The sequence below is a fragment of the Nibrella viscosa genome (assembly GCF_039541875.1).
Lineage (GTDB): Bacteria > Bacteroidota > Bacteroidia > Cytophagales > Spirosomataceae > Nibrella > Nibrella viscosa.
Window position 1 is genome coordinate 16,679 of record NZ_BAABHB010000020.1, and the last position, 25,758, is coordinate 42,436.

Sequence of the window (25,758 nt, forward strand, 5' to 3'; positions counted from 1 at the left end):
CTTACAGTAACTGGAGATATTGTTTCTGTTACCCCTACGCTAACAACTACGCCAAATGCATTAACAGGTCTTGCTGCAACACAGGGAACAGCCTCAAACGCAAAGTCCTACACCTTAACGGGCTCTAATTTAGAGAATACACCAGTCTCAGTAAATGCAACCAGCGGTATCGAGTTAAGTACGAACGGCGGCAGTACATTCACTACAGATCCGCTATCGTTGACACCCACGTCGGGCAACCTCTCGCAGGTCATTCACGCCCGCTTGGCCAATACGGTAGCCGCGGGTCCGTTCAGCGGCACAATTACCCATACCGCCAATAGCACACTCACAGCCTCAGTAACACTGAGCGGACAGGTAAATCCGGCGAATGTCCCTACGCTCCTTGCCAATCCGACAGCCCTCAACGGATTCAGCACAACTCAGGGTACGCCATCTACCCTGCAGAGCTACACACTGACGGGTAGCTACCTAAGCAATCTTATTAGCGTATCAGCACCAAATGGCTTTGAGGTGAGCAGCGGTTCTGATGCAAACACGTTTGCGTCCGCTACAACACTTCCCGCAGAAGGCGGTGTGGTGTACGTTCGGTTGAGCGGTGCTTCAGTTGGCTCTTTCAGTGGAGCTATTACAAACACCAGCGGTACTACATCAACTACTATTTCGGCTAGTGGTCAGGTAAACGAACAATCGGCATTAACTGCCTTGCCGTCCTCACTCACAAACTTTACGGCACTGACGGGTACGAATTCGGCTCAGCAGGTGTACACCTTAACGGGTAGCAACCTGACCGCTTCGGTGTCAGTATCGGCTCCGGCAGGTTTTGAGGTTAGCGCGGACGGCAGCACGTTTGCTACTTCGACAACGGTAGCCCAGGTAAGCGGGGCCGTTAGCCAGACCATTGCGGTCCGGCTGGCAAGTTCGGCAACGCCGGCTTCGTACAGCGGCACCATTACCAATTTGAGTGGTACAGCTTCGGCTAATGTAGCGGTGAGTGGTTCAGTGAGTGCATCAGTAACGCCGACTTCGGCAGGCACCATTGTCATCAGCCAGGTATATGGCGGTGGCGGAAACGCAGGAGCCACCTACAAGAATGACTTCATTGAGTTGTTCAATCGGGGCGGCTCACCGGTCGACGTAACGGGCTGGAGTGTGCAGTATGCTGGTGCAACAGGAACTGGCTCCTGGCAGGTTACCCCTTTGAGCGGTACGATTCAGCCCGGCAAGTATTACCTGATTCAGCAGGCTGCCGGAAATGGAGGTACTACCGATTTACCAACTCCTGATGTTATAGCAAATGTTGCCATGGCAGCCGGCTCCGGAAAAGTAGCGCTGGTGAAGTCAACCACCCCCTTATCCGGCTCGTGTGCAACCGGAGTAAACGTGGTTGACTTTGTTGGTTACGGAAGCGCCAATTGTGCGGAAACCTCGCCAACGGCATCGCTGACCAACACGACCGCAGCTATACGGAAAAACAACGGTTATACCGACACGGACAATAACGCTAATGACTTTGAAGTAGGTGCGCCAACCCCCCGTGGTTCTCTCCCATCCATTACCGCTACGCCCAACTCCCTTACCGGAGCGAATGGTTTAACGTATATAGAAGGTACTGGTCCAGCCAGCAAGACCTTAGCAGTCGTTGCCGGTAGTCTAAACGCAGAATCGGGTTCCATCACGGCAAGTTCATCCAGTACTGCGCTCACCGTCTCCCCTGCTACCCTGCCCTTTAGCAATTCAGCGCTGGTGGGTGGTCAGGTAACGGTGCAACTGGCAGCAGGTTTGCCGGCCGGCACCTACTCAGGCACCATCACTCTGACCGGTGGGGGCGCTACTCAGACTGTTCCGGTGAGTGCAACTGTAAATGCCCAACCGACAACAATCACGTTCATCCACGATATACAGGGCAGTGGTTCAACCTTCAACACGGCATTTGGTGGTACACGGACCATTGAAGGCGTGGTTACCCGCACCTTCACCGGCGCTACCAAACTCAACGGTTTCTACGTGCAGGAGGAGGATAGTGATGCCGACACCGACCCGGCTACCTCCGAAGGAATTTTCGTCTTCGACCCGACTGGCTCCTTCTCCGTCAGTGAAGGCGACAAAGTCCGCGTGACGGGTACTGTAGCCGAGTTTACCAGCAGCAGCAACGGCGTCAGCAGCAGCCTTACCCAGCTAGGCAATCTGAGCAGTGTGACTAAAACCGGCACGGCCTCCCTGCCCACTGCCGTTACCGTAACGCTGCCCATCGGCAGTGTCTCGGACTTGGAGCGGTATGAAGGGATGCTGGTCAACATGCGGGCCGCCAGCGGCAATCTGGCCGTAACCGAGTACTTCCAGTTGGGCCGCTATGGTCAGGTGGTGCTTTCGGCAACGGGTGCTTCGGATGTGCCGGGCACCGATGCCCGTCTGGATCAGTACACGCAGTTCAGCACCCCCAGTGTACCCGGTTACACGGCCTATCTGGCGGAGGTAGCCAAACGCAAGATCATTCTGGATGATGGCAGTACCACCCAAAACCCTGATCCGATCATCTTCGGCCGGGGCGGTCAGCCGCTGAGCGCATCGAATACCCTGCGCGGTGGCGATCAGGTCGAGAGCATCACGGCGGTGCTGGATGAGCGCCTGGAAGGGTATCGGCTGCAAACTACAACGGGCGTCAACTTCCTGCCGACCAACGAGCGGCCGACGACCCCGGCTGAAGTAGGCGGAACCCTGAAAGTAGCCGGCTTTAACGTGCTGAACTACTTTAACGACTTAGACAGCAATCCCGCATCTGGCCAACCTCTGGTCACCTACAACGGCATTACGTTTGAGCCGCGCGGTGCCGAAACCCCCGAGGAGTTTACACGCCAGCGTACTAAGCTCGTTCAGGCCATTACACTTTCCGGAGCGGATGTGATGGCCCTGAATGAAATGGAAAACAACGGCTTTGGCCCAGCCAGTGCCATTCAGGATCTGGTCAACGGCCTGAATACGGCCACCGCCCCCGGTACGTACACGTTTGTTAACTCAGGTTATATTTCGACAGATGCCATTACGGTGGCCATGATCTACAAGCCGGCTAAGGTAACCCCTGTAGGTACTCCCGCTTCTCTCTCGACGAGTGCGGCCTTTAGCCGGGTAGGACGTCAGCCCCTGGCCCAGACTTTCCGGGAGAATGCTACCAATGAGGTTTTCACGGTAGTGGCCAACCACTGGAAGTCGAAAGGCTCCAGCGCGGGTGGAGTCGGGGATACGGACAAAGGTGACGGACAGGGTGCTTCTAACGGTACGCGTACCCAGCAGGCGCAGGATCTGGTAGACTGGTTAAACACCAAGCCTACGGGTACGGCTGATCCGGATTACCTGATTCTGGGAGACCTGAACGCCTATGCCCTGGAAGATCCGGTAAAAGCGCTGGAGCAGGGTGGCTATACCAACCTGGTACCCAACACCTCCTACTCGTATGTGTTCGATGGGTTTGTGGGTGCGCTGGACCATGCATTAGGCAGTGCTTCGCTGACTGCGCAGGTGACGGGTAAGACCAAGTGGCACATCAACGCCGATGAGCCGAGTGTGCTGGACTACAATACCAACTTCAAGACGGTGGGACTGATTGCGAGTCTGTACAATCCGGATCAGTTCCGGACCTCAGACCACGACCCGGTCCTTATTGGGCTGGCCCTGACCTCACCGGTAACGGCGCTGAGCCTGAATGTAACAGCAAACCCCACAACACTGCTGACCAGCGGTACTACCAGCCTTTCGGCCACGGTAACGGGTGGTACGGGTCCGTACAACTATATTTTCAGCGGACCGGGCAACATTATCCAGAACCAGAATACAGCTACGGTCACGAATCTGACGGCTGGGGTGCAAACGTTCACCGTAACGGTGGCCGATGCCACTACGCCGACCAGCCAGACCATTTCGGCGACGGTGAGTGTAACGGTGACGGATGTTCCTGTAGCTACGCTGTCGGCCAACCCGACGAGTCTGACCAGCTTTACGGCTACACAAGGTAACCCGTCAGCCAGCCAGAGCTATACCCTGACAGCCGCTAACCTGACCGCTTTGGTGTCGGTATCGGCTCCCGCAGGCGTGGTCGTCAGCACGGACAATAGCAGTTTCACCAGTTCGCTGACGCTGCCGCAGTCTACCACCTCTGCCGTGATTTACGCACGTCTGACAGGATTCAGCAGCGGTACCATAAGTGGAGCTATTACCAACGTCAGTGGATCGGCAACGGCTACTGTGGCCGTGAGTGGAACGGTTAGTGCGACAACAACTCCCCCGGCGGCTGCTACTCTGGCCACCTGGACCTTTGAAGGTGATGTAAACACGCCAACTACCGTAGCGGCCAACACCTCAGCCGGCAACGCTGCTTTTGGTACGGGTGTAACTAGTGTGACTTATGTTGGAGGTAGTCCAGGCCGGGCTTACACGGCTGCCGGATGGAGTGCTTCTACTTCAGTTGTCACGTCAGATAACGACTATCTGGAGTTCACCGTAGCTCCCGCAGCGAACTACACCTTAGATCTGACTACCATAACCGTTGCTATGCAACGGTCTGGTACCGGTCCGGCTAACGTAGCCCTGCGTTCAAGTGCCGACGATTATGCCAGTAACATCGGCAATGTGGCAAGTCCTGGTAATGGTAGCTTCGCCAATGCGTCTTTTACCCTGACCGGCTTAACTAATCGGACTTCCCCGACTACCTTCCGGTTGTATGGCTATGGCTCTACAGGTACGGGCGGAACCTTGCGCTTCGATAACTTAACGGTTATCGGAACGGTAAATTCAGCAGGTCCACCGGTGGCAACGCTAACAGCCTCTCCGGTTTCCCTTACCGGAGCGAATGGGTTGTCGTATGTGGAAGGCAATGGCCCGGCCAGCAAAACGCTGTCCATCAGCGGCAGTAATCTGAATGCTGAGTCCGGCGACATTACGGCAAGTTCATCCAGCACGGCGCTCACCGTCTCCCCTGCTACCCTGCCCTTTAGCAATTCAGCGCTGGTGGGTGGTCAGGTGACGGTGCAACTGGCAGCAGGCTTGCCGGCCGGTACCTACTCAGGCACCATCACCCTGACCGGTGGGGGCGCTACCCAGACTGTTCCGGTGAGTGGCACGGTAGTCTCATCGCAGGTCACCATCACCCTGATCCACGATATACAGGGTAGTGGTTCAACCTTCAACACGGCATTTGGTGGTACACGGACCATTGAAGGCGTGGTTACCCGCACCTTCACCGGCGCTACCAAACTCAACGGTTTCTACGTGCAGGAGGAGGATAGTGATGCCGACACCGACCCGGCTACCTCCGAAGGAATTTTCGTCTTCGACCCGACTGGCTCCTTCTCCGTCAGTGAAGGCGACAAAGTCCGCGTGACGGGTATCGTAGCCGAGTTTACCAGCAGCAGCAACGGCGTCAGCAGCAGCCTCACGCAGCTAGGCAATCTGAGCAGTGTGACTAAAACCGGCACGGCCTCCCTGCCCACTGCCGTTACCGTAACGCTGCCCGTCGGCAGTGTCTCGGACCTGGAGCGGTATGAAGGGATGCTGGTCAATATGCGGGCCGCCAGCGGCAATCTGGCCGTAACCGAGTACTTCCAGTTGGGCCGCTATGGTCAGGTGGTGCTTTCGGCAACGGGTGCTTCGGATGTGCCGGGCACCGACGCCCGTCTGGATCAGTACACGCAGTTCAGCACCCCCAGTGTACCCGGTTACACGGCCTATCTGGCGGAGGTAGCCAAACGCAAGATCATTCTGGATGATGGCAGCACCACCCAGAACCCCGACCCGATCATCTTTGGCCGGGGCGGTCAGCCGCTGAGCGCATCGAATACCCTGCGCGGTGGCGATCAGGTCGAGAGCATCACGGCGGTGCTGGATGAGCGTCTGGAAGGGTATCGTCTGCAAACCACAAACGGGGCCGATGCTAATTTCCAGCCGACCAACCCACGCCCGGCTAATCCGCCTGTGGTAGGAGGAACACTCAAAGCAGGCAGTTTCAACGTGCTGAACTACTTCAACACCTTTGGTACCGCCAGTTTCACCAAATGCGATGGTGGTTCTATTGCAGGACGTGGAGCCACTAACCAGACTGAATTTACCCGTCAGCGCGATAAGGTTATTGGTGCCATTATTAACTCCGGGGTTGACGTGATGGGGCTGAATGAGATGCAAAACAATGGTTTCGGCAGCAACAGTGCTATCCAGGATTTGATTAATGGACTGAACGCCGTTGCCGGTGCCAATTCCTACACCTTCGTTAACTCAGGCTGTATCTCAAGCGATGCCATTACGGTAGCCATCATTTACAAGCCCGCCAAAGTAACGCCGTTAGGGGCATCCGCTGCCATTCCGTCCAATTACGGAACCGGTGCATTTACGGCGGTTGGTCGGCGCTCACTGGCCCAGACTTTCCGGGATAACACAACCAATGGCGTATTTACGCTGGTTACTAACCACTGGAAATCGAAAGGCTCAAGCTCGGGCGGTGCCGGTGATACCGATAGCGGTGATGGACAGTCTGCTTCCAACGGAACCCGTACGCGGCAGGCGCAGGACCTGGTTTCCTGGTTAGCCACCAGGCCAACAGGCACAACCGATCCGGATTACCTGATTGTGGGTGACCTGAACGCTTATGCGAAAGAAGACCCGCTGACAACACTGGAAAATGGTGGGTACACCAATCTGGTACCTAACACAACCTACTCGTATGTATTTGACGGTTTTGTTGGGGCACTTGACCATGCCCTCGGTTCGTCCAGTTTACAGGGACAGGTGAGCGGTGCTGATAAGTGGCACATCAACGCCGATGAGCCGATTGTACTGGATTATAACACGGAAAATAAATCGGCAGGACAGATTAGCAGTCTTTACAGCGCTGCCCCCTACCGTGCCTCCGATCACGATCCGGTCATTATTGGCCTGAATCTGACGTCGCCCGCTACTGCCCTGACGCTGGTTGCTTCAGCCAATCCGACAACACTGCTCACCAGCGGTACTACCAGCCTGTCGGCAACGGTAACGGGCGGAACGGCTCCCTACAGCTACAGCTTTACGGGTCCGGGCACGCTTAATGCCAGTGGCAACACGGCTACGGTATCGGGTCTGACCACGGGTGTGCAAACCTTCACGGTAACAGCCAGTGATGCCACTACTCCGACCAGCCAGACTATTTCGGCGACGGTGAGTATAACGGTAAATGCAGCGCCGATCAGTTCGCTGACGGCTACGGCTACGCCAGGTGCCATCTGTACCTCTGGAACGACGAACCTGTCGGTATCGGTGAGTGGTGGTACCGCTCCGTACACGTATGCCTGGAGCGGACCGGGGACGATTGCCAACAACACCAGCGCCAACACAACGGTGTCTAACCTGGTCACTACCGGGGCTAATGTGTTTACGATAGTAGTTACAGATAAGAATGGGCAGACGGCCACGACAACGGCTACCGTTACAGTGAATGCCTTGCCGGTGGCTTCGGTCACCCCGTCGAGTGCCACAATTTGCCAGGGCCAGTCAGCAACCCTGACGGCCGCCGAAGGTGCTTCATATCTGTGGAGCAATGGTGCCACCACGCAGGTTATCAGCGCAACGGCTACGGGTACCTATTCGGTAACCATCAGCACACCGGCCGGTTGCTCGGCTACGGCTTCGGCTCAGGTAACGGTAAATCCGCTACCAACGGCACCGGCGCTGGCCAGTGTAACAGCCGTGCAGGGTTCGCCGAGTGTGGTACTGTCAACGACAAGCTGCACCGGTACGCTGGTGTGGTCCGGTGCCGCAAGTGGTACAGGTAGTTCGATCACCGTCTCGACGGCTACGCCGGGCAGCTATGTCTATAATGTACAATGCAAAGTAGGTGAGTGTCTGAGCAATCCGACTTCGGCAACCGTAACGATAACGCCCGCCCCGATCAGTTCGCTGACGGCTACGGCTACGCCAAATGCGGTTTGCGTCGGTGGTACAGCTACCCTGACCGTGTCGGTGAGTGGTGGTCAGGTGCCATATACCTACGCCTGGTCCGGTGCCGGTACAATCACCAACGCATCGAGTGCTACCGCAACCGTAGCGAGTCTGACGGCTACGGGCGCTAACGTCTTCACTGTACTGGTGACGGATGCCAACAGCCAGACGGCTACCACAACAGCGACCGTAACGGTGAATGCCTTGCCGGTGGCTTCGGTCACCCCGTCGAGTGTCACGGTTTGCCAGGGTCAGAGTGCGACGCTGACGGCCAGTGGAGGAGGTTCGTATCTGTGGAGCACAGGAGCCACAACAGCTACCATCAGCGCCATGGCTACGGGTACTTACTCGGTAACAGTCACCTCAGCGGCCGGTTGCTCGGCTACGGCTTCGGCTCAGGTAACGGTAAATCCGCTACCAACGGCACCGGCGCTGGCCAGTGTAACGGCGGTGCAGGGTTCGCCGAGTGTGGTACTGTCAACGACAAGCTGCACCGGTACGCTGGTGTGGTCCGGTGCCGCAAGTGGTACAGGTAGTTCGATCACCGTCGCTACAACTACGCCGGGCAGCTATGTGTATAACGTACAATGCAAAGTAGGTGAGTGTCTGAGCAATCCGACTTCGGTAACCGTAACGGTTATATCGAAGCTTTCGGCAACCGCATCGGCCAGCCCGGCTTCTATTTTCCCATACGAGTCTTCTAACCTGGTAGTAAATGCCGTTGCCGGTACAGCTCCGTATACGTACGTCTGGAACGGTCCCGGAACCATCACGAATGGAACTAGTGCTACGGCAACCGTTTCCGGTTTAACGGCAGGTGTGCAAACGTTTACGGTTGTGGTAACCGATGCCACCTCACCGGTCAGTCAGACCGTAGCGGTTCCGGTGAGTGTCACGGTCAACACGCCGGCGAATACGCCACCGGTTGCTTCGACTATTGCTAATCAGACGGCGACGGTAGGTGTGGCCTTCAGCATGAGCATACCGGCCTTTACCGATGCCGAAACGCCAAAATCGCTCGTTTACAGCACCTCCGTTTTACCGGATGGGCTAAGCTTCAACGCATCGAAGCTGACCATCAGCGGTACGCCGTCGGTAACGGGTATAACCTCCGTAACGGTAACGGCCACCGATCCGGGCGGCCTAACGGGCAGCGCCAGCTTTACGTTGAGCGTAGTGCCGGTTCCGAATACGCCACCGGTTGCTTCGACTATTGCCAGCCAGACGGCGACGGTGGGTGTGGCCTTCAGTATGAGCATACCGGCCTTTACCGATGCCGAAACGCCAAAATCGCTCGTTTACAGCACCTCCGTTTTACCGGATGGGCTAAGCTTCAACGCATCGAAGCTGACCATCAGCGGTACGCCGTCGGTAACGGGTATAACCTCCGTAACGGTAACGGCCACCGATCCGGGCGGCCTAACGGGCAGCGCCAGCTTCAGCATTACGGTGAATCAGGGTAACACGAGGCCCTATGTAGCGACACCGGTTTCCAATACCACCATTGCAGTGGGACAGTCGTACTCGTTGGATGTGACCAAGGTGTTTACAGATAACGAGACCCCGACCCAACTCAGCTATGGCGTGAGTGGCTTACCGAAGGGCTTAAGCTTCAGCACCAAAACGAACACCATCAGTGGAGCGCCTTCGGCAGTTGGGGTGTCGGTCATTACGCTGACGGCCACCGACCCCGGTAAGCTCTCGGGTACTACCAGCTTCACGCTGACGGTCGTTAGATCGGCAGGCCGCTTGGGTACGCCGGAGGTAGCCAGTGAGCTGGAGGTAACCACCCTGGGTAACCCGGTTCAGGATGAACTGACGGTGGCGATTCGCGGAGCAGAAGGTAAGTCGCTGCAACTGCGCCTTACCGATCTGCAGGGCAGAGTTATCGAAAGCCGCCATATTGAAAGTGCGGCAGACACCGAGCGGCAGACGTTCGATGTGCGCCGGCAGGCTACCGGTGTGCTGCTGCTACAGGCCATCACCGAGCAGCAGGTTAAGCTGATTAAATTAATGAAGCAGTAACCCCCGGCAGCGGTTTAGATGCCGAAAAAAGCCCCACTTCAAGCAGGAGTGGGGCTTTTGTTTTGTCGCCTTCGGCAAAACACTTTTCCGATACGCCGGTTTTGTGGTAAGTTGCAACGCATTTCTTTACAACCATGTGGCAGGAAAAAGATAACAAACTCACCCGCGCCTTTACCTTTGCCGATTTCAGCGAAGCCTTTGCGTTTATGACCCGCGTGGCCCTGCTCGCCGAAAAGATGAATCATCACCCCTGGTGGTCGAACGTCTACAACAAGGTAAGCATCGAACTGAACACACACGATGCGGGCAATATTGTCACCGACAAAGACCGTAAACTGGCGGAGGCCATTGACCTGCTGCTGGAAGAACGCGAGTAAATGAAACTATACCTTGTACCCACCCCCATCGGGAACCTCGAAGACATTACCCTCCGGGCAATAAACATCCTCAAAGAGGCCGACGCCATTCTGGCCGAAGACACCCGCACGTCGGGCGTGCTGCTCAAACACCTAGGTATCAGCAAACCGCTGCATAGCTACCATATCTTCAATGAACACCAAACGGTGCAGCGGATCGTTAACCAGATCAAGAGCGGCAAAACCATCGCGCTGGTCTCCGATGCCGGCACACCGGCCATTTCCGACCCTGGTTTTCTGCTGGTGCGGGAATGCCTCAGGAACGAGATACCCGTGGAGTGCCTGCCCGGCCCGACCGCTTTTGTACCGGCCCTGGTTAACTCCGGTCTGCCCGCCGACCGATTCACCTTTGAAGGCTTTCTGCCGCACAAAAAAGGCCGCCAGACCCGCCTGCAGGAGCTCGCGCAGGAGGAGCGGACGATGATCTTTTACGAATCGCCCCACCGGCTGCTGAAAACGCTGGAACAGTTTGCCCAGTATTTTGGCTCCGACCGATTGGCGAGTGTGTCGCGTGAGTTAACTAAAGTTTATGAAGAGACCGTACGGGGCACGTTGCCCGAAATAATTGCTTACTTTGCCGAAAAAACGATTAAAGGTGAACTTGTCATTGTTGTTCAGGGAAAAGAACCGGAAAAAGGAAAACGCAAACGCGACCGCTCTACCGCCGACGTGGAGGAAGATGAAGATGAATAAACACCTTTTGTTCATTATTTATTGTTCCTTATTCATTACAACTTTGTCGGTTGCCCAGCCGCTCTCCCCCTCGGCCCGCGTCAGCCTGATCACCGTATCGCCGGGTGCCGAACTGTATTCGTCGTTTGGCCACACCGCCATTCGCATCTACGACCCCGCCAACGGCCTCGATAAGGTGTACAACTACGGCACCTTCGATTTCCGGACCGAAAACTTTTACCTGAAGTTTTTGCAGGGCACGCTCCCTTACCAGCTCTCGGTAGCGGATATGTCGTCTATGGTCTACGGCTCGCAGTACGAAAACCGGTCGGTGAAGGAGCAGGTGCTGAACCTCTCTCCTACGCAGCGGCAACGGCTGTCGGACCTGCTGGAGACGAATTATTTGCCCGAAAACCGCTCGTACCGCTATAAGTTTTACTACGATAATTGTTCGAGCCGCCCGCGTGACATTATCCTCAAAGCAGCCGCCGACAGTATTAAGTTATCGAAATCGTTTAATCTGGGCACCAAATCGTTCCGGGAGTGGATGAACGATTACCTGGGCAATCAGCCCTGGGCGCGTTTTGGCATGAATGTAGGACTGGGTCGCCCGGCCGACGAAACGGCCTCGGATTACCAGGAAATGTTTCTGCCCGAGAACCTGTACCAGCAATTTGCCCATGCCACTATTTTGCAACCCGACGGACAACCGGCTCCGCTGGTGACGGTTGATCAGACGGTGTTTCAGGCCATTCGCGCCGAACCGTTGCCGATTCCATTCTACGCAACGCCTGAGTTTGTGTTTGGGCTTCTACTGCTGCTCGTTTGCATTCTGACGGGTCGTCAGCTTATGCGGCAACAGCCCGGCTATTGGATCGATCACCTGCTGTTTGGCTTTGCGGGTGTCTGCGGCTGGATTCTGCTGCTGCTATGGGTAGCCACCGACCACGGTGTTACGGCCTGGAATCCCTCGCTGGTGTGGCTGCCGCCTTTCCATATGCCCTTGATTTTCTGGGCTACGCAGCCGGGTCATCCCAGACGCACCATCAACTATTTCCGGCTGACGTTTGCGCTGGCCCTGATTTCGCTGATTCTGTACGGAGCCAACGTGCCGGGGCAGGCCGACTCGCTGTTCATCCTAACGCTGCTGGTCCGCTGCGCCTACCATATGTTTATCAAGCACAAAGCCCCTCAGGCGGTGCTGACCAGTGCCGCCTGAGTCCCAACCACTTTTTTATGAACGACCTGAATTCGCTGACGCAACAGATTAGTACCATTTCCAAACAGGCCGGGGCGTTTATCCGGCAGGAACGGCTCTCCTTCAGTCAGGAAGCCGTCGAGTATAAAGACGTCAATAACCTGGTGTCGTACGTTGATAAGGAAGCCGAGGTGCAGTTGGTCGAGAGCCTGAGCAAGCTGCTGCCCGAAGCCGGCTTCATCACTGAAGAAGGCACCACCGGGCAACTCGCCGACCGCAACGGCCTGAACTGGGTGATTGACCCGCTCGACGGCACGGCCAATTTCATCCATAATGTCCCTATGTTCTGCGTCAGTGTGGGCCTCATCGACAAGGGTAAAACCATTGCCGGGGCAGTGTACGACATCAACCGCGACGAGTGCTACTCGGCCTACGAAGACGGAGGAGCCTGGCGCAACGGGCAGCGCATCCGGGTGTCGCCCGTCAAAACGCTGAACGAGAGTATGCTGGCTACGGGCTTTCCGTACACCCGCTTCGACCGGATGCACCGCTACCTCAAGATCCTGGAGACGCTCATGCAGAAAACCCACGGCCTGCGCCGGATGGGCTCGGCCGCCCTCGACCTGGCCTACGTAGCCTGCGGCCGGTTTGAAGCCTTTTACGAATTCAATCTCAACTCCTGGGATATGGCCGCCGGCGTTTTGCTGGTGAAAGAAGCCGGCGGCATTGTCACCGACTTCCACGGGGGCGACGAATTCCTTTTCCGGGGCGACGTCATTGCCGGCTGCGCCATGCAACCCGAGCTGCTGGAGGAGATACGGAGTTTTTGGGAAGATTAGTTTTTGTTTCAAGTTTCAGGTTCCAAGTTTCAAGTTGTTGGCTGACTCCTTAACTTGGAACCTGAAACCTGAAACTTGAAACAGCCATGCAGGACATCGATATTCTCCGCTACCCGATCGGGAAATTTGCGCCGGCTCAGACCTATACGTTTGAGCAGACAGAAAAAGCCATTGAGCAGATTGCGCACCTGCCGAAGAAGCTCACCGACCTGGTGGGCAAATGGGGCGACGAACGGCTGGATACCCCCTACCGGCCCGACGGCTGGACCGTCCGGATGCTGGTTCACCACATTACCGACAGCCACATCAACGCCTATGTGCGCACCAAACTGGCCTTGACGGAAGACAATCCGACCATTAAACCCTACAAAGAGGGCGAGTGGGCCAAACTGCCCGATTCACTGCTTAGCATTGCCCCCTCGCTGGTGATTCTGAGTAACCTGCACCTGCGCTGGGCTACCATTCTGGAGTCGCTGTCGGAAAAGGACCTGCAACGTACCTATCATCATCCCGAAAACGGACGCGAGTTTTCGCTGCATCAGGTCATAGCCCTGTACGCCTGGCATGGCGAACACCACTACCAGCACATTTATCAGCTGGCCACCCGGAACAATTGGCTGGAGCACGTAGTTTAGTATAGGCTGCCGATACTATGTTAGTATAATCATACCCGGTAGCCGGGGTAATTACGCGTTTTCATGCTGGAACAGATCATAATAGGACTTGTGTTTCTGGCTGCGCTGGCTTTTCTGGGCCGGCGGGTATGGAAAAGCTTTTTTACCAAAAAAGCCGGTTGCGCAAAAGGGTGCGGATGCGATACGGATACCCCCGTTCGTGCGGTCAGGCAATCCGGTAAAGCGTCGGCCTGGTAGGCTGCGTTTTATCTTTTTCCGATTTACTCAACGTATGGACACCGATGGATGCCTGTACCGGCCCGGCAACATGCTGCTGGCCGGCTTATGTCTGCTGCTTATACTGGGGGGCGTTGTTGCCTGCCAAAAGGTCAAACCTCAGCGCCCGGAAATTACCGATTTCGACGATTCCCTTACCGTCGGCAACTCGTACGTCAGCTCCCCGATTATCATCCGCATTGCCGACCTCGAACAGAAAATCAACGATAAGCTGAAGATTGTGCTGGTGAGTGAGCGTAACCTGAAGAACGAAAAACTGCGGAAGCTGGACCTGAAGGTGGAACGCTCCGGCCCTATCCGGCTCACCTACGACGGCCATAAAATGAGTTTCAGCGCCCCGCTAACTATTTACCTCAACAATCCGCTCCGGCTGAGTAAAAAGAAAGACCCCGATCGGGAGCCGTTCTGCATTATGGACGTACGGTTCCAGAGCCCACTGAACGTCCGGAACGACTGGCGGGTACAAACCAAATCGACGTTCTACAAATATGAATGGGTAAAACCACCGTCCTTAAAGATTCTGGGTTTTAAGATACCGGTGGTGAAGACGGTGGAGAATCTGATTGAGAAGAACAAAGACAGCATCGAAATCGCCATTGACCGGGCCGTGTACCAAAACCTGCGACTGGACCAGGAACTGAGCAAAGTCTGGCGTGATATTCAGAAACCGCTGCTGATTCATAAGAAAATAGATTCGGTCTGGCTGATTCCCAAACCCTACCGGGTGCAGGTGGCGCCCATCGGCGGCAATCGGCAGAACCTGGTGCTGCCCATCCGGATTTTTCTGAACATCGGCTCGGCCTTCGGTCCCCGGCCGCAGTATGCGCTGTCGGGCAAACTACCCCGGCTGGAACGGGTGAAGTCCATCGCTATGGTCAGTGACCTCAATATGCTGACGAGTATTTACTACGAAGACATCAATAAGATTCTGGAGAAAGAAATCCGGAACGAGAAGCTGAAAGTTGCCGGCCATATGCTCAAAATTAAAAAAGCCCGGCTGTATGGTGGGGGAAAGACGTTGATTGTGGAGACGGAAGTAGGCGGAGCCGTCAATGGAACTCTTTTCTTTCGGGGCCGTCCCGAATTTGACACCACCCGGCAGATGCTGATGGTCAAACATGTTGATTTTGATGTACTCACGGAGGAACTTTTGCTTTCGACCGCCGACTGGCTCCTGCACGATACGGTAAAAGACACCCTGCAAAGTCTGCTGAATGTTCCGTTACGCAGCCAGCTCAATCAGCTTCCGGATAAAGTCGAACTGGCCTTTGCCCGCAGTAAAGCGGGCCGAAAAGCGGCCCTTGGTATCAACGAGTTCAGGCTGGTTCCCCGGCAAATCGCCATCCGACCCACCAGTATCGACATTCTGCTGCACCTCGACGCCCGCGTCAACCTGGCCGTTAAACGATTGTAACATCCCGCAACGCTACCGGCGAATTTTGGCGCGCCGGCTACCCGGCGGTAAAGCTAATCCGTTTATCTTTGAGCACGCCAATAATGCGGAAACCCTATGGCCAGACGGCGGAAGCAACTATACAAACAAAAGCTGGGTGCCTCGCCCGGAACGCTGACCTACATCGGCCAGGAAATTGAACACGCAACCCGCATCAAACGGATTGAGTACAACGAAGCTAACTACCAGATCGATGAGTCCGGCAAACTAACGCACTGCCAGATTCCGGCACCGGGCACGTCCCTTATTTCCTGGATCAGCGTAGATGGTATCCATGAGCCGCCGGTCATTGAAACGCTGGGGCAGCACTTCCGGCTGCATCGCCTGATGCTGGAAGATATCATGAACACTCTCCAGAAACCTAAACTGGAGCAGTACGACGACAATACGCTGTATCTTACCCTGAAGATGCTCCGGTACAATACCACCACTCAGGAAGTAGATACAGAGCATATCAGCTTTGTGCTGGGCCGGCATTATCTCCTCTCCTTTCAGGAAGAACGGGAGGGCGATATTTTTAAACCCGTGCTGAACCGGATCGTGGCATCTGCCGGCAAAACCCGCCAGAACGGCCCCGACTACCTGCTGTATGCGCTCATAGACCTGATTGTAGATAATTACTTCCTGGTACTGGATCAGATCGGCAGTAATGTCGATATTATCGAGGACCGCATTGTTCAGAATACCGCCGGCCAGCCGACACTGGCAACCTTGTACGGCCTGAAGCGCGAACTGGGGGTCATCCGCCGGTCGGTCTGGCCGCTCCGCGACATGCTGGGGCTGCTTGTGCGCGAAGAATCGCCCCTGATCGATGCGCACACGAACCCTTACCTGCGCGATTTGTACGACCATGTGACGCAGGTCCTCGAAACCATTGACTCGTACCGGGAGCTGATGGCCAGCCTGCTCGATGTGTATTTGTCGACGGTGAGTAACCGCATGAACTCGGTCATGAAAACGCTGACTATCTTTTCGGCTATTTTTATGCCGCTAACCTTCATTGCCGGGATTTACGGGATGAACTTTAAGATAATGCCCGAGCTGGAAGACCCCCTCGGCTACTACAAAGTCTGGCTTTTTATGGGCCTGCTGGCAGTAGTGATGATTATCTACTTCCGACGCCGGGGGTGGATGTGACTATATAGTGACCGACAAGTACCATGCCTGATTTAACCATCGACGCGCCATACTGGGTTACCGACAGCCGGCAGGTGATTGTGCCGGACCAGAGCGTTTTTTTTGCCATCCGGGGCGAACACCACGACGGCCATGACTACATTAGCGAGCTGTACCGCAAAGGCGTAAGGCAGTTTGTGGTGGAGATGGCCGCGCTTACCCCCGAACGACGGGCTGAACTGGCCGGTTATTCAGAGGCTCAGTTTACAGAAGTAGACAGCAGCCTGCGGGCGCTGCAGGAACTGGCGGCCCGGCACCGGAGCCAGTTCCGGATTCCGGTGATCGGCATTACGGGCAGCAACGGCAAAACCATTGTTAAGGAATGGCTGGCACAATTGCTGGCCAGTAGTTACGTCATTGCCAAGAGCCCCCGGAGCTATAATTCGCAGGTGGGGGTACCGCTATCGGTCCGGCAGCTAAACGAAACGCATACACTGGGTATTTTTGAAGCCGGTATCTCCAAGCCGCACGAAATGCAGGCCCTGCAACCCATTATCAGGCCTACGCTGGGCATTTTTACCAATATCGGGACAGCCCACGACGAAGGATTCCGCAGCCGCAAGCAAAAGGTGGCCGAAAAACTCCGGCTGTTTACCCAGACCGAAACGCTTATCTACCGGAAGGATTATACCAACATTGACGAGGAAATCAATCTGCTGCTGCGGGCCGTTAACCCCACCATCCGGCTGATTCACTGGTCGCTCCGCACCGACAAATCAACTCCGGCCAAAAATGCCGTTTATCAGGCCCAGGTGAAAGGCGACTGCCTGACGCTTACCGCCGAGCACGGGCACTGGCGACTACAGCTTCCGTTTACCGACCCAGCCTCGGTAGAAAACATCATCCATTGCGTTGTGGCCCTGCTCACGCTCGGCGTGCTGGACGAAAGCCGGCTGCAAAGCCGCCTGAACCGCCTTCGATCCGTGTCTATGCGCCTGGAGCTGAAAGAAGGCATGAACGGCTGCACCATAATCGACGACTCGTACAACAACGACATGGCCGGGCTGCAACTGGCGCTCAACTTCCTGCATCAACAGATCAACCGGGGCCGGAAAGTGGTCATTCTGTCAGACGTGCTGCAATCCGGGCAGCGCGACGATGAGTTGTACCAGCAGATCGGCCGGCTCCTTGCCGAGCAGGGCGTCAGTCAGTTTATCGGCATTGGTCCGGTAATCGGGCGCAACGCCGATGCCTTTACCGCTTTGCCCGATGCCCCTGAGTGTGTGTTCTATCCCGGCACTGACCAGTTTCTGACCGAGTTTCCGCTCAGCCGCCTGCACGACAGCGCCATCCTGGTGAAGGGGGCGCGCCCGTTTTCGTTCGAGCGGATCGTCAACCGGCTACAGCGCAAGGTACACGGCACCGTGCTGGAGATCAATCTGGATGCGCTTACGCATAACCTCAATTATTACCGGGGTAAGGTAGGCCCGGGTACCAAACTCATGGTCATGGTCAAGGCCTTTGCCTACGGCAGCGGCAGCGCCGAAGTGGCCCAACTGCTCCAGTTTCACCGGGTCGACTACCTGGCCGTGGCCTATGCCGACGAGGGTGTTTTCCTGCGCCAGAACGGCATCGACCGGCCCATTATGATCATGAACCCCGCGCCCGAAACCTTCCGGACGCTAATCGAGTACAACCTGGAGCCGGAACTGTACAGCGCCCGCATCCTTAAAGAGTTCGGCGATTTTGCCGGCACCGGCCAGGTAAAGATTCACCTGAAGCTGGACACCGGCATGCACCGGCTCGGTTTTCTGCCCAATGACCTGCCCGAGGTCATTGCCTACCTGAACGACCATCCCAACCTGCGGGTAGCCTCGGTATTCAGCCACCTCGTCGGGGCCGACGAAGCGCAGTTCAACCCATTCTCGCGGGAGCAGTACGAGCAGTTTATGAAAGGCGTTGCTACGCTGGAAAATGGCCTGGGCTACCGGCCGATCCGGCACCTGCTCAATTCGGCAGGTATTGTGCGCTTCCCGGAGTTTAAGCTGGACATGGTACGCGTCGGCATCGGCCTGTACGGCGTCGAAGCCAGCCAACTCGAAAAAGCGCAGGTGCGGCCGGTAGGTACGCTGAAAACCGTAATCAGCCAGATCAAGGAACTGAAAGCCGGCGAAACCGTCGGCTACAGCCGCCGGGGTGTACTCAACCAGGAGGCCCGCATTGCCACCATCGCGGTAGGGTACGCCGACGGCTACGACCGCCGGCTGGGCAATGGTGTAGGTCAGGTGCTCGTCAATGGCGTTTTATGCCCCACCGTCGGCAACGTTTGCATGGATATGACCATGATCGACGTTACGCAGGCCCCCGCCCTGGAAGGCGATGACGTAATCGTTTTCGGTGAGGAGATGCCGATCACCACGCTGGCCGCCCGGATTGGTACTATTCCATATGAGCTGCTGACGGGTGTGAGCGAGCGGGTAAAGCGGGTATTTTACAAAGAGTAGCCACCTAAGCTTTTAGCCGACAATGTTTTATCTTCAATTGAATAAACCTTTTCTTTAGGCGGCCCGTAGCCGGTCAAGTACCAGATTATCGGAAGTTGCCGACACCAGCCGCCCAATTTCCTTAGCCAGCGTCTCCCAGCGGGCCGGACGTACCACAAACGCCTGTACACCGCATTCGGCTACCCGCTGCATAATACAGGCACTACCGTACTGGCTGTAGACCGTAATGGGAATGTGACAGGTACAGGGATGCTGCCGAATAGCCTGGATTATATCCAGCGCCGGCTGATAGCCCATATCCAGATCAACAACAATGTGGCAAGGCAATACATCCGGATCGATAACGTGCAGGTCCAGGTGGGCCGTTACGATAAAGTCAAATAAGGTCAAGAGACCTACCATAGTCAGGCCCTGCAGCTGACACGCCCGCTTCATCTTTTGCTGCTCTGTCTCATCGGCATTGATGAGCAGAATCGATTTCATGTTCTTCATTGTACGATGGGTAAATTATTAATAGCTGGAGTTGAACCGCCTTTTATCAAAAACGGCGATTGAACTTACAGGCTGAAAGCGGTTTCAGCAAGCGCTTTTGCGTCAAATCTACATCTGCCCGGACGAAATGACTAAAAAACCAGGGGCTGTATACGCACCCTCGCCGGCCTAAAAAAAGAAAGCCCCCGGATGGCGTCCGGTGGGCTTTTTCTTCCCCTCTATCGCTCCCCTCAAATTTTTAGCCGGCAGTTTTATAGTTGGCAGTGGGCAGCAGGCAGAAATATAACCTGCCATCGACCAACTGCCCACTACCTACTACCTCTTCACTGTTCCCCTCGCTTCGCTTTCACGGCTTCCACCGCTCGTTTGCGGTTTTCAACGTCCGTCAGCGCATTGGTCTGATCGGCTTTGTTCGTTACTATGTCTTTTTCTAACTGCTCCAGCTCTCTGGTGTTTTCGTCAAGCCGTTTGAGCAGGGCTTCTTTGTCTTTTTTATTCCGTTCGATATCCCGTAGCAGTTTCTCGCCGGTGCGTACAGTCTTCTGATGACTCTTCTGCGCTTCGTCGAAACTCTGCTGCACCAGCCGAAGTTCCTCGCTATAGGCCACTTTATCGGCAAAATCCTTTAGCAACTGTTCCGCTTCCCGGTACTTCCCATCACCTACCCTAAGGTAGTTGGCGGCCCCCAGATCAAATGAGGCAAAAATGCTAGTTGAGTTCCGGCCTGATTTTACCTGGCTCACCAGATTGATCGGTTCCGATGATACCTGCGGTATATCTGCCGTCGACACCTTATAAACGCCCCTCGATCCTACCACCCGGCCCCAGCTTTTCAACTGGTTCTCCCATTCGCGTTCCACAATCCGGCTCTCCAGCGGAACGGTGAGAAACAGACCGGGTATTTTGTTCTTGTCGATAACCTGCTCGCCGGCATAAACTGTCTGGGCGCTCAGGTCCAGACTACGGAAAACCAGCAACAGACCAATCAGGTAAAGTGTACCTCTCATAGCCATCATTTTTAGTGCATATACCAAACGTGTACGTATCAGCGATGCTTGTTAAGATGACTGCACATTTGTTACCTTCCGGGTAATCAGCAGCCGTTTATCGCCGTTTAATAGAGACGTTGCCAGCACAAAAATGTCACCGCCTTCGCGTAATCCCAGCTTTTTACGCAACTCCTCCGCCGGTTGCGGGAAGTTCCTGACCGTCAGGTTCGCCTTCAGATCCGGCAGCACCGTCCGGAGTTCTTTCCGGTCGGGCCTGCTGACAGCCATGAGGTCAAAAACCCTGCCAGGGAAGGGCCACACCAGCGCATCGGTGGTGTATAAATGACTGTGCGGGGCCAGTTTCTGTAACCCATAGCGGGCGGCCACTACCCGAAACGCCCCGGCTTTCATCAGGGCTGCATTCGGCTCGTACAGGTAGCGGAGCGGATTGCCGAACGTCACTGGTACAGCCCGCTCCTCGGCCCGCCGGAAGGTAACCGCCGGCCCGTCGCCCTGCTCGGTCAGGTTTACGGCCGCAATGCTCACCTCGTCTGTCGATAATGGTAAACGGCTGATTATAAACAGGATCTCTTTTACCTCATTCTGTACCGCCACCACATGCACAGCCTCAACCTGTTGTAGCCGGCCCACAGCCGCATCGATATCCATCAGCGGAGAAGCCTTCAGCAGCAACCGGTCGGCTTTGGCCAGCAGCCGGTTGAGCAGCCCGGTTGCGGTAACGTCCGGCACACAGTCTTCCAGTCGGACCACCCGACCTCCGTGTTCGTTCCGGCGGGCGGGGTCCAGATAAATCCAATCGACCGGATCAATCATTGATTGCAGGTACGACAGACCATCCTGAGGATGAATCTCCACATTCGTCATCCCCAGAATGGGAAAATTATGAGCCGCCAGCGCAGCCAGTGCCGGTTGTTGCTCTACATACGTGACCTGGTCAAGGCGTTGGGCAAACGCCCAGCTATCGACGCCCATGCCACCGGTAAGGTCGAGCAGGCGGTGGCCATTTACCAGCGAGGCTTTATACCGGGCCGTTCGCTCAGAAGAAGCCTGCTCCACCGACAGGGTCGGCGGAAAGAGCAGATCTGGGTTTGCGTACCAGGTGGGTAGTTTCTGGGCAGCCTTCTGCCGGGCCTGGATTTGGGCCGCCACTTCTTTCCAGCGTATAGTCTCCTCGTGCTTTCGCAGCAGCAGGGTTTGAACGTTAATCTGTAGGTTCTGCTGGATAAACCGTTTTTCGGCGGCAGTCAGCTCAGTCATTCCGGATATTAGCTTGGGTAGGTGAACCATCCCCGGTAAAATTACCTTATTCTGCAAGACTCATAAATCTTTTTATCTTCGTTATAAAGTTTGCCGCTTAGTAGTAGGTAAAAACGATATACCGCTTTTAAAAGCACACCTTTGGTCTCATTTCACGAACTTTATGAAAATTTTTCATCCTCTCAGGACATTAACGAATTACCCCTCGACCCTGCTCCGGTATGACGCATCGGCCGGTTTATCCGTATTTCTGGTGGCGCTTCCGCTGTGTCTGGGTATTGCTCTCGCGTCGGGCGCACCGCTTTTTTCGGGCCTGGTAGCCGGTATTATCGGGGGGATTGTCATTGGTTCGCTATCGGGTTCAGAACTTAGCGTCAGCGGTCCGGCGGCCGGTCTGGCCGTCATTGTAGCCGATGCTATTCTGAAATTGGGGTCATTTGAAACATTTCTGGTGGCAGTTGTGCTGGCGGGGGTCTTTCAGTTGGCCCTAGGCCTGTTGAAAGCCGGACGGTTCAGTGGTTATTTCCCGGATAGTGTGATCAAAGGTATGCTGGTGGCCATCGGTATCGTAATTGTGCTGAAGCAGATACCCCACGCCCTGGGCCGGGATAACGACTACGAAGGTGAGTTTGAGTTCCAGCAGTTGGCCGACGGCGAAAACACCTTGTCGGAGATTTATCGGGCTATAGCCACTATGAGTCCGGGCGCGGTCATTATCAGTGTATCGGCCCTGCTGCTGCTGATCGCCTGGGAGCGAATAGCCAAAAAAGGGGTTACCTTCTTTAAAGTGTTCCCCGGTGCACTGGCTGCCGTTTTAGCAGGCATTGGTCTGAATGAACTGTTCCGGCTGGCAGCTCCTACGCTGTATATGGGCCGCTCGGCCAGTCAGCACATGGTGCAGATTCCGCAGATTGCCGCCGGCCAAAGCTTTTTCTCTATTTTCGACATGCCGAACTTTGCGGAACTGAGCAACCCGCAGGTATATGTAGTGGCTATTACCATCGCTATTGTGGCCAGTCTGGAAACGCTGCTGAATCTGGAAGCCTCCGACCGGCTCGATCCGGAAAAGCGGGTCTCATCGCCCGATCAGGAACTGGTGGCTCAGGGAATGGGTAATATGCTGTCGGGCCTGATTGGCGGTCTGCCGGTTACATCGGTGGTGGTGCGTACGTCGGCCAACATATACAGTGGCGCACGAACCCGGGTATCAGCCATTATCCACGGTTTCCTGCTGATGATCGCCGTTTTCCTGGGTGCTTCGCTGCTCAACCGCATTCCGCTGGCCTGTCTGGCGGCCGTGCTGATTACCGTAGGCTATAAACTGGCAAAGCCGGATATCTTCGTGAAGTATTACAAAGAGGGCTTCAGTCAGTTTATCCCCTTTATCGTAACGGTGCTGGGTATTATCTTTACCGACCTGCTGATTGGTATCGCCGTAGGTACCGTAGTCGGCATTCTGTTTGTGCTGTACACCAATTCGCAGTCGACCTTCCGGGTTGTCCGCAACGGCAAAGATGTGCTGATCCGGCTCCAGAAGGATATGTACTTCCTGAGCAAACCCGAACTGAAAGAAGCCCTGCGGGAGCTTCAGCCGGGCGATCGGGTAGTGATCGATGGTTCCCAGGCCGGCTTCATCGATCATGATATCTATAACATGCTGCTGGCATTCAAAGAGACGGCCCATTCGCTGAACATCTATTACGAACTGAAAGATGTTGGGCTGAAAAAGCTGGTTAGCCGTCCAAATAAAGCAAACCAGGAAGTGACGGTTACCGATTAAGGTGTGTACCTGCCCCTCAGGCAAAACAAAAACAACGACTCCAAACCGGAGTCGTTGTTTTTGTTTTGCCTGATTCTATCAATTTTCCTTTCCATGCTATACATAGTTGATGATTTCATTGTCTGATACCGGGCTATTGCTATACATTTGGGAGAATACCCAAACCCGTTACCGAACCTGTCAGTCATGGAGCAACAGACGACCTATTACGAGCTGTTCCAACGCAGCTTAGCCAACCCGGAAGCGTTCTGGCAACAGTATGCCGATGCGGTACCCTGGTATACTCCGCCCCGGCGCATCCTGTCGACCGACGCCGGCGGACTGACCCGCTGGTTTGCCGGTGGCCGGCTGAATACCTGCTACGCGGCCGTAGACTACCAGGTCGAAAACGGCCGGGCCGATCAGCCGGCGCTGGTGTACGACTCACCGGTAACGCAGACTATCCGGGCGTATACGTACCGGCAGCTACAGGATGAGGTGAGCCGCCTGGCCGGTGGGCTGCGGTCGCTGGGGGTTGGTAAAGGTGACCGGGTGGTGATTTACATGCCGGTGGTGCCGGAAGCAGTGTTTGCCATGCTGGCCTGCGCCCGGCTGGGAGCGGTTCACTCAGTGGTGTTTGGTGGCTTTGCCCCGCACGAACTCGCCATTCGGATTGATGACGCCCAGCCTAAAGTCGTTCTGTCGGCCTCTTGCGGCATTGAGGTAGACAGAGTCATTCCCTACAAGCCGCTGCTGGATGCAGCCCTGCGGCTGGCCTCGCACCACCCAAGCCGCTGCGTGATTCTCCAGCGGCCCATGCAGCCGGCTCTGCTCCATGCGGGGCAGGATACCGACTGGCAGGCGTTGGTACACGACGCCCAACCGGCCGGCTGCGTTCCGGTCGATGCCACCGATCCGCTGTATATTCTGTACACCTCGGGCACGACCGGCAAACCGAAAGGTATTGTGCGCGATAACGGTGGCCATGCAGTGGCGCTGCGGTTCAGCCTGGATGCCATTTACGACGTAAAGCCCGGCGAGGTATTCTGGGCGGCTTCGGATGTGGGTTGGGCGGTGGGCCATAGCTATATCGTATACGGGCCGCTGATGCATGGCTGCACCTCGGTGCTGTTTGAAGGCAAGCCGGTCCGGACGCCCGATGCCGGTACCTTCTGGCGGGTCGTGCAAGACCACCGGGTAAAGGTTCTGTTTGCCGCTCCCACGGCCTTCCGCGCCATCCGAAAAGAAGACCCGGAGGGTCAATTAAAGAAAAAATACGACCTCTCATCCCTCACCTACCTGTTCGTAGCCGGCGAGCGCTGCGACCCCTCTACCTTCCACTGGCTGACGGACCTGACCGGTCTGCCCGTGATCGACCACTGGTGGCAAACCGAATCGGGCTGGCCGATGGTCGCCAACATGATGGGTGTGGAGCCAGTACCGCCCAAACCAGGTTCCTCAGCCCGGCCGGTCTGCGGCTACGACGTCCAGATTCTCGACGAAGACGGTAACCAGCTCGGTCCCAACCAGGAGGGCAACGTCTGCGTAAAACTGCCGCTGCCACCGGGTTGTCTGCCCACGCTCTGGAACAATACCGAAGGCTTCCGCCAGGCTTACCTCAGCCGCTACCCCGGCTACTACCTGACCGGCGACGGCGGGTACATCGACGAGGACGGTTATGTGTTCATCATGGGCCGCGTGGATGATGTCATCAACGTAGCCGGCCACCGGCTGTCGACGGGCGAGATGGAGGAGATACTGGCAGGCCACCCGGCCGTGGCCGAATGCGCTGTAATGGGTATTGCCTGCGACATTCGGGGGCAGCGGCCTATTGGCCTGGTGGTGCTGAAAGACGGGGTGCAGATTCAAGAGCCGCAGTTGGAAAGCGAACTGGTTGCGCTGATCCGGGAGCGGATTGGTGCGGTAGCCAGTTTTCGCAGTGTTGCCATTGTAAAGCGTCTGCCCAAAACCCGCTCCGGCAAGATCCTGCGCAAGAGTATCCGGCAAATGGCAGACGGTATAGCATTTACCGTTCCGTCCACCATCGACGACCCGGCTATTCTGGACGAGATTCGGATGGTGCTGCAAACCCGCCATATCGGGCTGGCGTTTGCCGATACCGATACAGCTATCTGATCCGCTTTAAA

At 55.9% G+C, this 25,758-nt stretch carries 15 protein-coding genes; 12 read left to right on the forward strand and 3 right to left on the reverse strand.

Going from position 1 to position 25,758, the window contains the following annotated elements; all coding sequences use genetic code 11:
• Positions 1 to 219: 219 nt before the first annotated feature.
• From ABD931_RS27675 to ABD931_RS27720, 10 genes are all read left to right on the forward strand, one after another.
• Positions 220 to 9,984, forward strand: coding sequence for an ExeM/NucH family extracellular endonuclease (locus ABD931_RS27675; RefSeq protein WP_345271303.1), 9,765 nt, complete (start codon positions 220 to 222; stop codon positions 9,982 to 9,984).
• A gap of 134 nt (positions 9,985 to 10,118) precedes the next feature.
• Positions 10,119 to 10,361, forward strand: coding sequence for a 4a-hydroxytetrahydrobiopterin dehydratase (locus tag ABD931_RS27680; RefSeq protein ID WP_345271304.1), 243 nt, complete (start codon positions 10,119 to 10,121; stop codon positions 10,359 to 10,361).
• A complete protein-coding gene (gene rsmI / locus ABD931_RS27685; protein WP_345271305.1) occupies positions 10,362 to 11,093 on the forward strand; it encodes a 16S rRNA (cytidine(1402)-2'-O)-methyltransferase in 732 nt (243 codons plus the stop codon). It begins immediately after the preceding gene.
• Between the two features lie 43 nt (positions 11,094 to 11,136).
• Positions 11,137 to 12,291: an Lnb N-terminal periplasmic domain-containing protein gene (locus ABD931_RS27690; RefSeq protein WP_345271306.1), complete on the forward strand. Its 1,155-nt coding sequence runs from the start codon at positions 11,137 to 11,139 to the stop codon at positions 12,289 to 12,291.
• 17 nt (positions 12,292 to 12,308) lie between these two features.
• Positions 12,309 to 13,109 carry an inositol monophosphatase family protein gene (locus tag ABD931_RS27695; protein WP_345271307.1) on the forward strand — a complete coding sequence of 267 codons (801 nt, stop codon included), beginning with the start codon at positions 12,309 to 12,311 and terminating at the stop codon, positions 13,107 to 13,109.
• Between the two features lie 86 nt (positions 13,110 to 13,195).
• The gene (locus ABD931_RS27700; protein ID WP_345271308.1) at positions 13,196 to 13,744 is read left to right on the forward strand and encodes a YfiT family bacillithiol transferase; all 549 of its coding nucleotides are present in this window, start codon (positions 13,196 to 13,198) and stop codon (positions 13,742 to 13,744) included.
• Between the two features lie 63 nt (positions 13,745 to 13,807).
• Positions 13,808 to 13,981, forward strand: coding sequence for a FeoB-associated Cys-rich membrane protein (locus tag ABD931_RS27705; RefSeq protein WP_345271309.1), 174 nt, complete (start codon positions 13,808 to 13,810; stop codon positions 13,979 to 13,981).
• 34 nt (positions 13,982 to 14,015) lie between these two features.
• Positions 14,016 to 15,434: a DUF4403 family protein gene (locus ABD931_RS27710; RefSeq protein ID WP_345271310.1), complete on the forward strand. Its 1,419-nt coding sequence runs from the start codon at positions 14,016 to 14,018 to the stop codon at positions 15,432 to 15,434.
• A gap of 96 nt (positions 15,435 to 15,530) precedes the next feature.
• On the forward strand, positions 15,531 to 16,610 hold the full coding sequence (corA, locus tag ABD931_RS27715; RefSeq protein ID WP_345271311.1) for a magnesium/cobalt transporter CorA: 1,080 nt from the start codon (positions 15,531 to 15,533) through the stop codon (positions 16,608 to 16,610).
• A 23-nt stretch (positions 16,611 to 16,633) separates the two neighbouring features.
• A complete protein-coding gene (locus ABD931_RS27720; RefSeq protein WP_345271312.1) occupies positions 16,634 to 19,093 on the forward strand; it encodes a bifunctional UDP-N-acetylmuramoyl-tripeptide:D-alanyl-D-alanine ligase/alanine racemase in 2,460 nt (819 codons plus the stop codon).
• A gap of 54 nt (positions 19,094 to 19,147) precedes the next feature.
• On the opposite strand, the gene ABD931_RS27725 is transcribed toward ABD931_RS27720, so the two are convergent.
• The 3 genes from ABD931_RS27725 to ABD931_RS27735 form a co-directional block, all read right to left on the reverse strand.
• Entirely contained in the window at positions 19,148 to 19,585 is a 438-nt protein-coding gene (locus ABD931_RS27725) for a PleD family two-component system response regulator (protein WP_345271313.1), read from the reverse strand.
• A gap of 323 nt (positions 19,586 to 19,908) precedes the next feature.
• Entirely contained in the window at positions 19,909 to 20,592 is a 684-nt protein-coding gene (locus tag ABD931_RS27730; protein ID WP_345271315.1) for a hypothetical protein, read from the reverse strand.
• Between the two features lie 51 nt (positions 20,593 to 20,643).
• Positions 20,644 to 21,852 carry a THUMP-like domain-containing protein gene (locus ABD931_RS27735; RefSeq protein WP_345271316.1) on the reverse strand — a complete coding sequence of 403 codons (1,209 nt, stop codon included), beginning with the start codon at positions 21,850 to 21,852 and terminating at the stop codon, positions 20,644 to 20,646.
• A gap of 163 nt (positions 21,853 to 22,015) precedes the next feature.
• On the opposite strand from ABD931_RS27735, the gene ABD931_RS27740 reads away from it, so the two are divergent.
• Both ABD931_RS27740 and ABD931_RS27745 read left to right on the forward strand, forming a co-directional pair.
• On the forward strand, positions 22,016 to 23,632 hold the full coding sequence (locus tag ABD931_RS27740; RefSeq protein WP_345271317.1) for a SulP family inorganic anion transporter: 1,617 nt from the start codon (positions 22,016 to 22,018) through the stop codon (positions 23,630 to 23,632).
• A gap of 186 nt (positions 23,633 to 23,818) precedes the next feature.
• Positions 23,819 to 25,747, forward strand: coding sequence for a propionyl-CoA synthetase (locus tag ABD931_RS27745; RefSeq protein WP_345271318.1), 1,929 nt, complete (start codon positions 23,819 to 23,821; stop codon positions 25,745 to 25,747).
• Positions 25,748 to 25,758 lie beyond the last annotated feature (11 nt).

Coding starts and splice junctions, on each gene's coding strand:
- ABD931_RS27695 (WP_345271307.1), top strand. CDS start 12,309: ATGAACGACCTGAATTCGCTGACGCAACAGATTAGTACCATTTCCAAA.
- ABD931_RS27745 (WP_345271318.1), top strand. CDS start 23,819: ATGGAGCAACAGACGACCTATTACGAGCTGTTCCAACGCAGCTTAGCC.
- ABD931_RS27680 (WP_345271304.1), top strand. CDS start 10,119: ATGTGGCAGGAAAAAGATAACAAACTCACCCGCGCCTTTACCTTTGCC.
- ABD931_RS27705 (WP_345271309.1), top strand. CDS start 13,808: ATGCTGGAACAGATCATAATAGGACTTGTGTTTCTGGCTGCGCTGGCT.
- ABD931_RS27710 (WP_345271310.1), top strand. CDS start 14,016: ATGGACACCGATGGATGCCTGTACCGGCCCGGCAACATGCTGCTGGCC.
- ABD931_RS27720 (WP_345271312.1), top strand. CDS start 16,634: ATGCCTGATTTAACCATCGACGCGCCATACTGGGTTACCGACAGCCGG.
- ABD931_RS27735 (WP_345271316.1), bottom strand. CDS start 21,852: ATGACTGAGCTGACTGCCGCCGAAAAACGGTTTATCCAGCAGAACCTA.
- ABD931_RS27725 (WP_345271313.1), bottom strand. CDS start 19,585: ATGAAGAACATGAAATCGATTCTGCTCATCAATGCCGATGAGACAGAG.
- corA (WP_345271311.1), top strand. CDS start 15,531: ATGGCCAGACGGCGGAAGCAACTATACAAACAAAAGCTGGGTGCCTCG.
- rsmI (WP_345271305.1), top strand. CDS start 10,362: ATGAAACTATACCTTGTACCCACCCCCATCGGGAACCTCGAAGACATT.
- ABD931_RS27730 (WP_345271315.1), bottom strand. CDS start 20,592: ATGAGAGGTACACTTTACCTGATTGGTCTGTTGCTGGTTTTCCGTAGT.
- ABD931_RS27740 (WP_345271317.1), top strand. CDS start 22,016: ATGAAAATTTTTCATCCTCTCAGGACATTAACGAATTACCCCTCGACC.
- ABD931_RS27700 (WP_345271308.1), top strand. CDS start 13,196: ATGCAGGACATCGATATTCTCCGCTACCCGATCGGGAAATTTGCGCCG.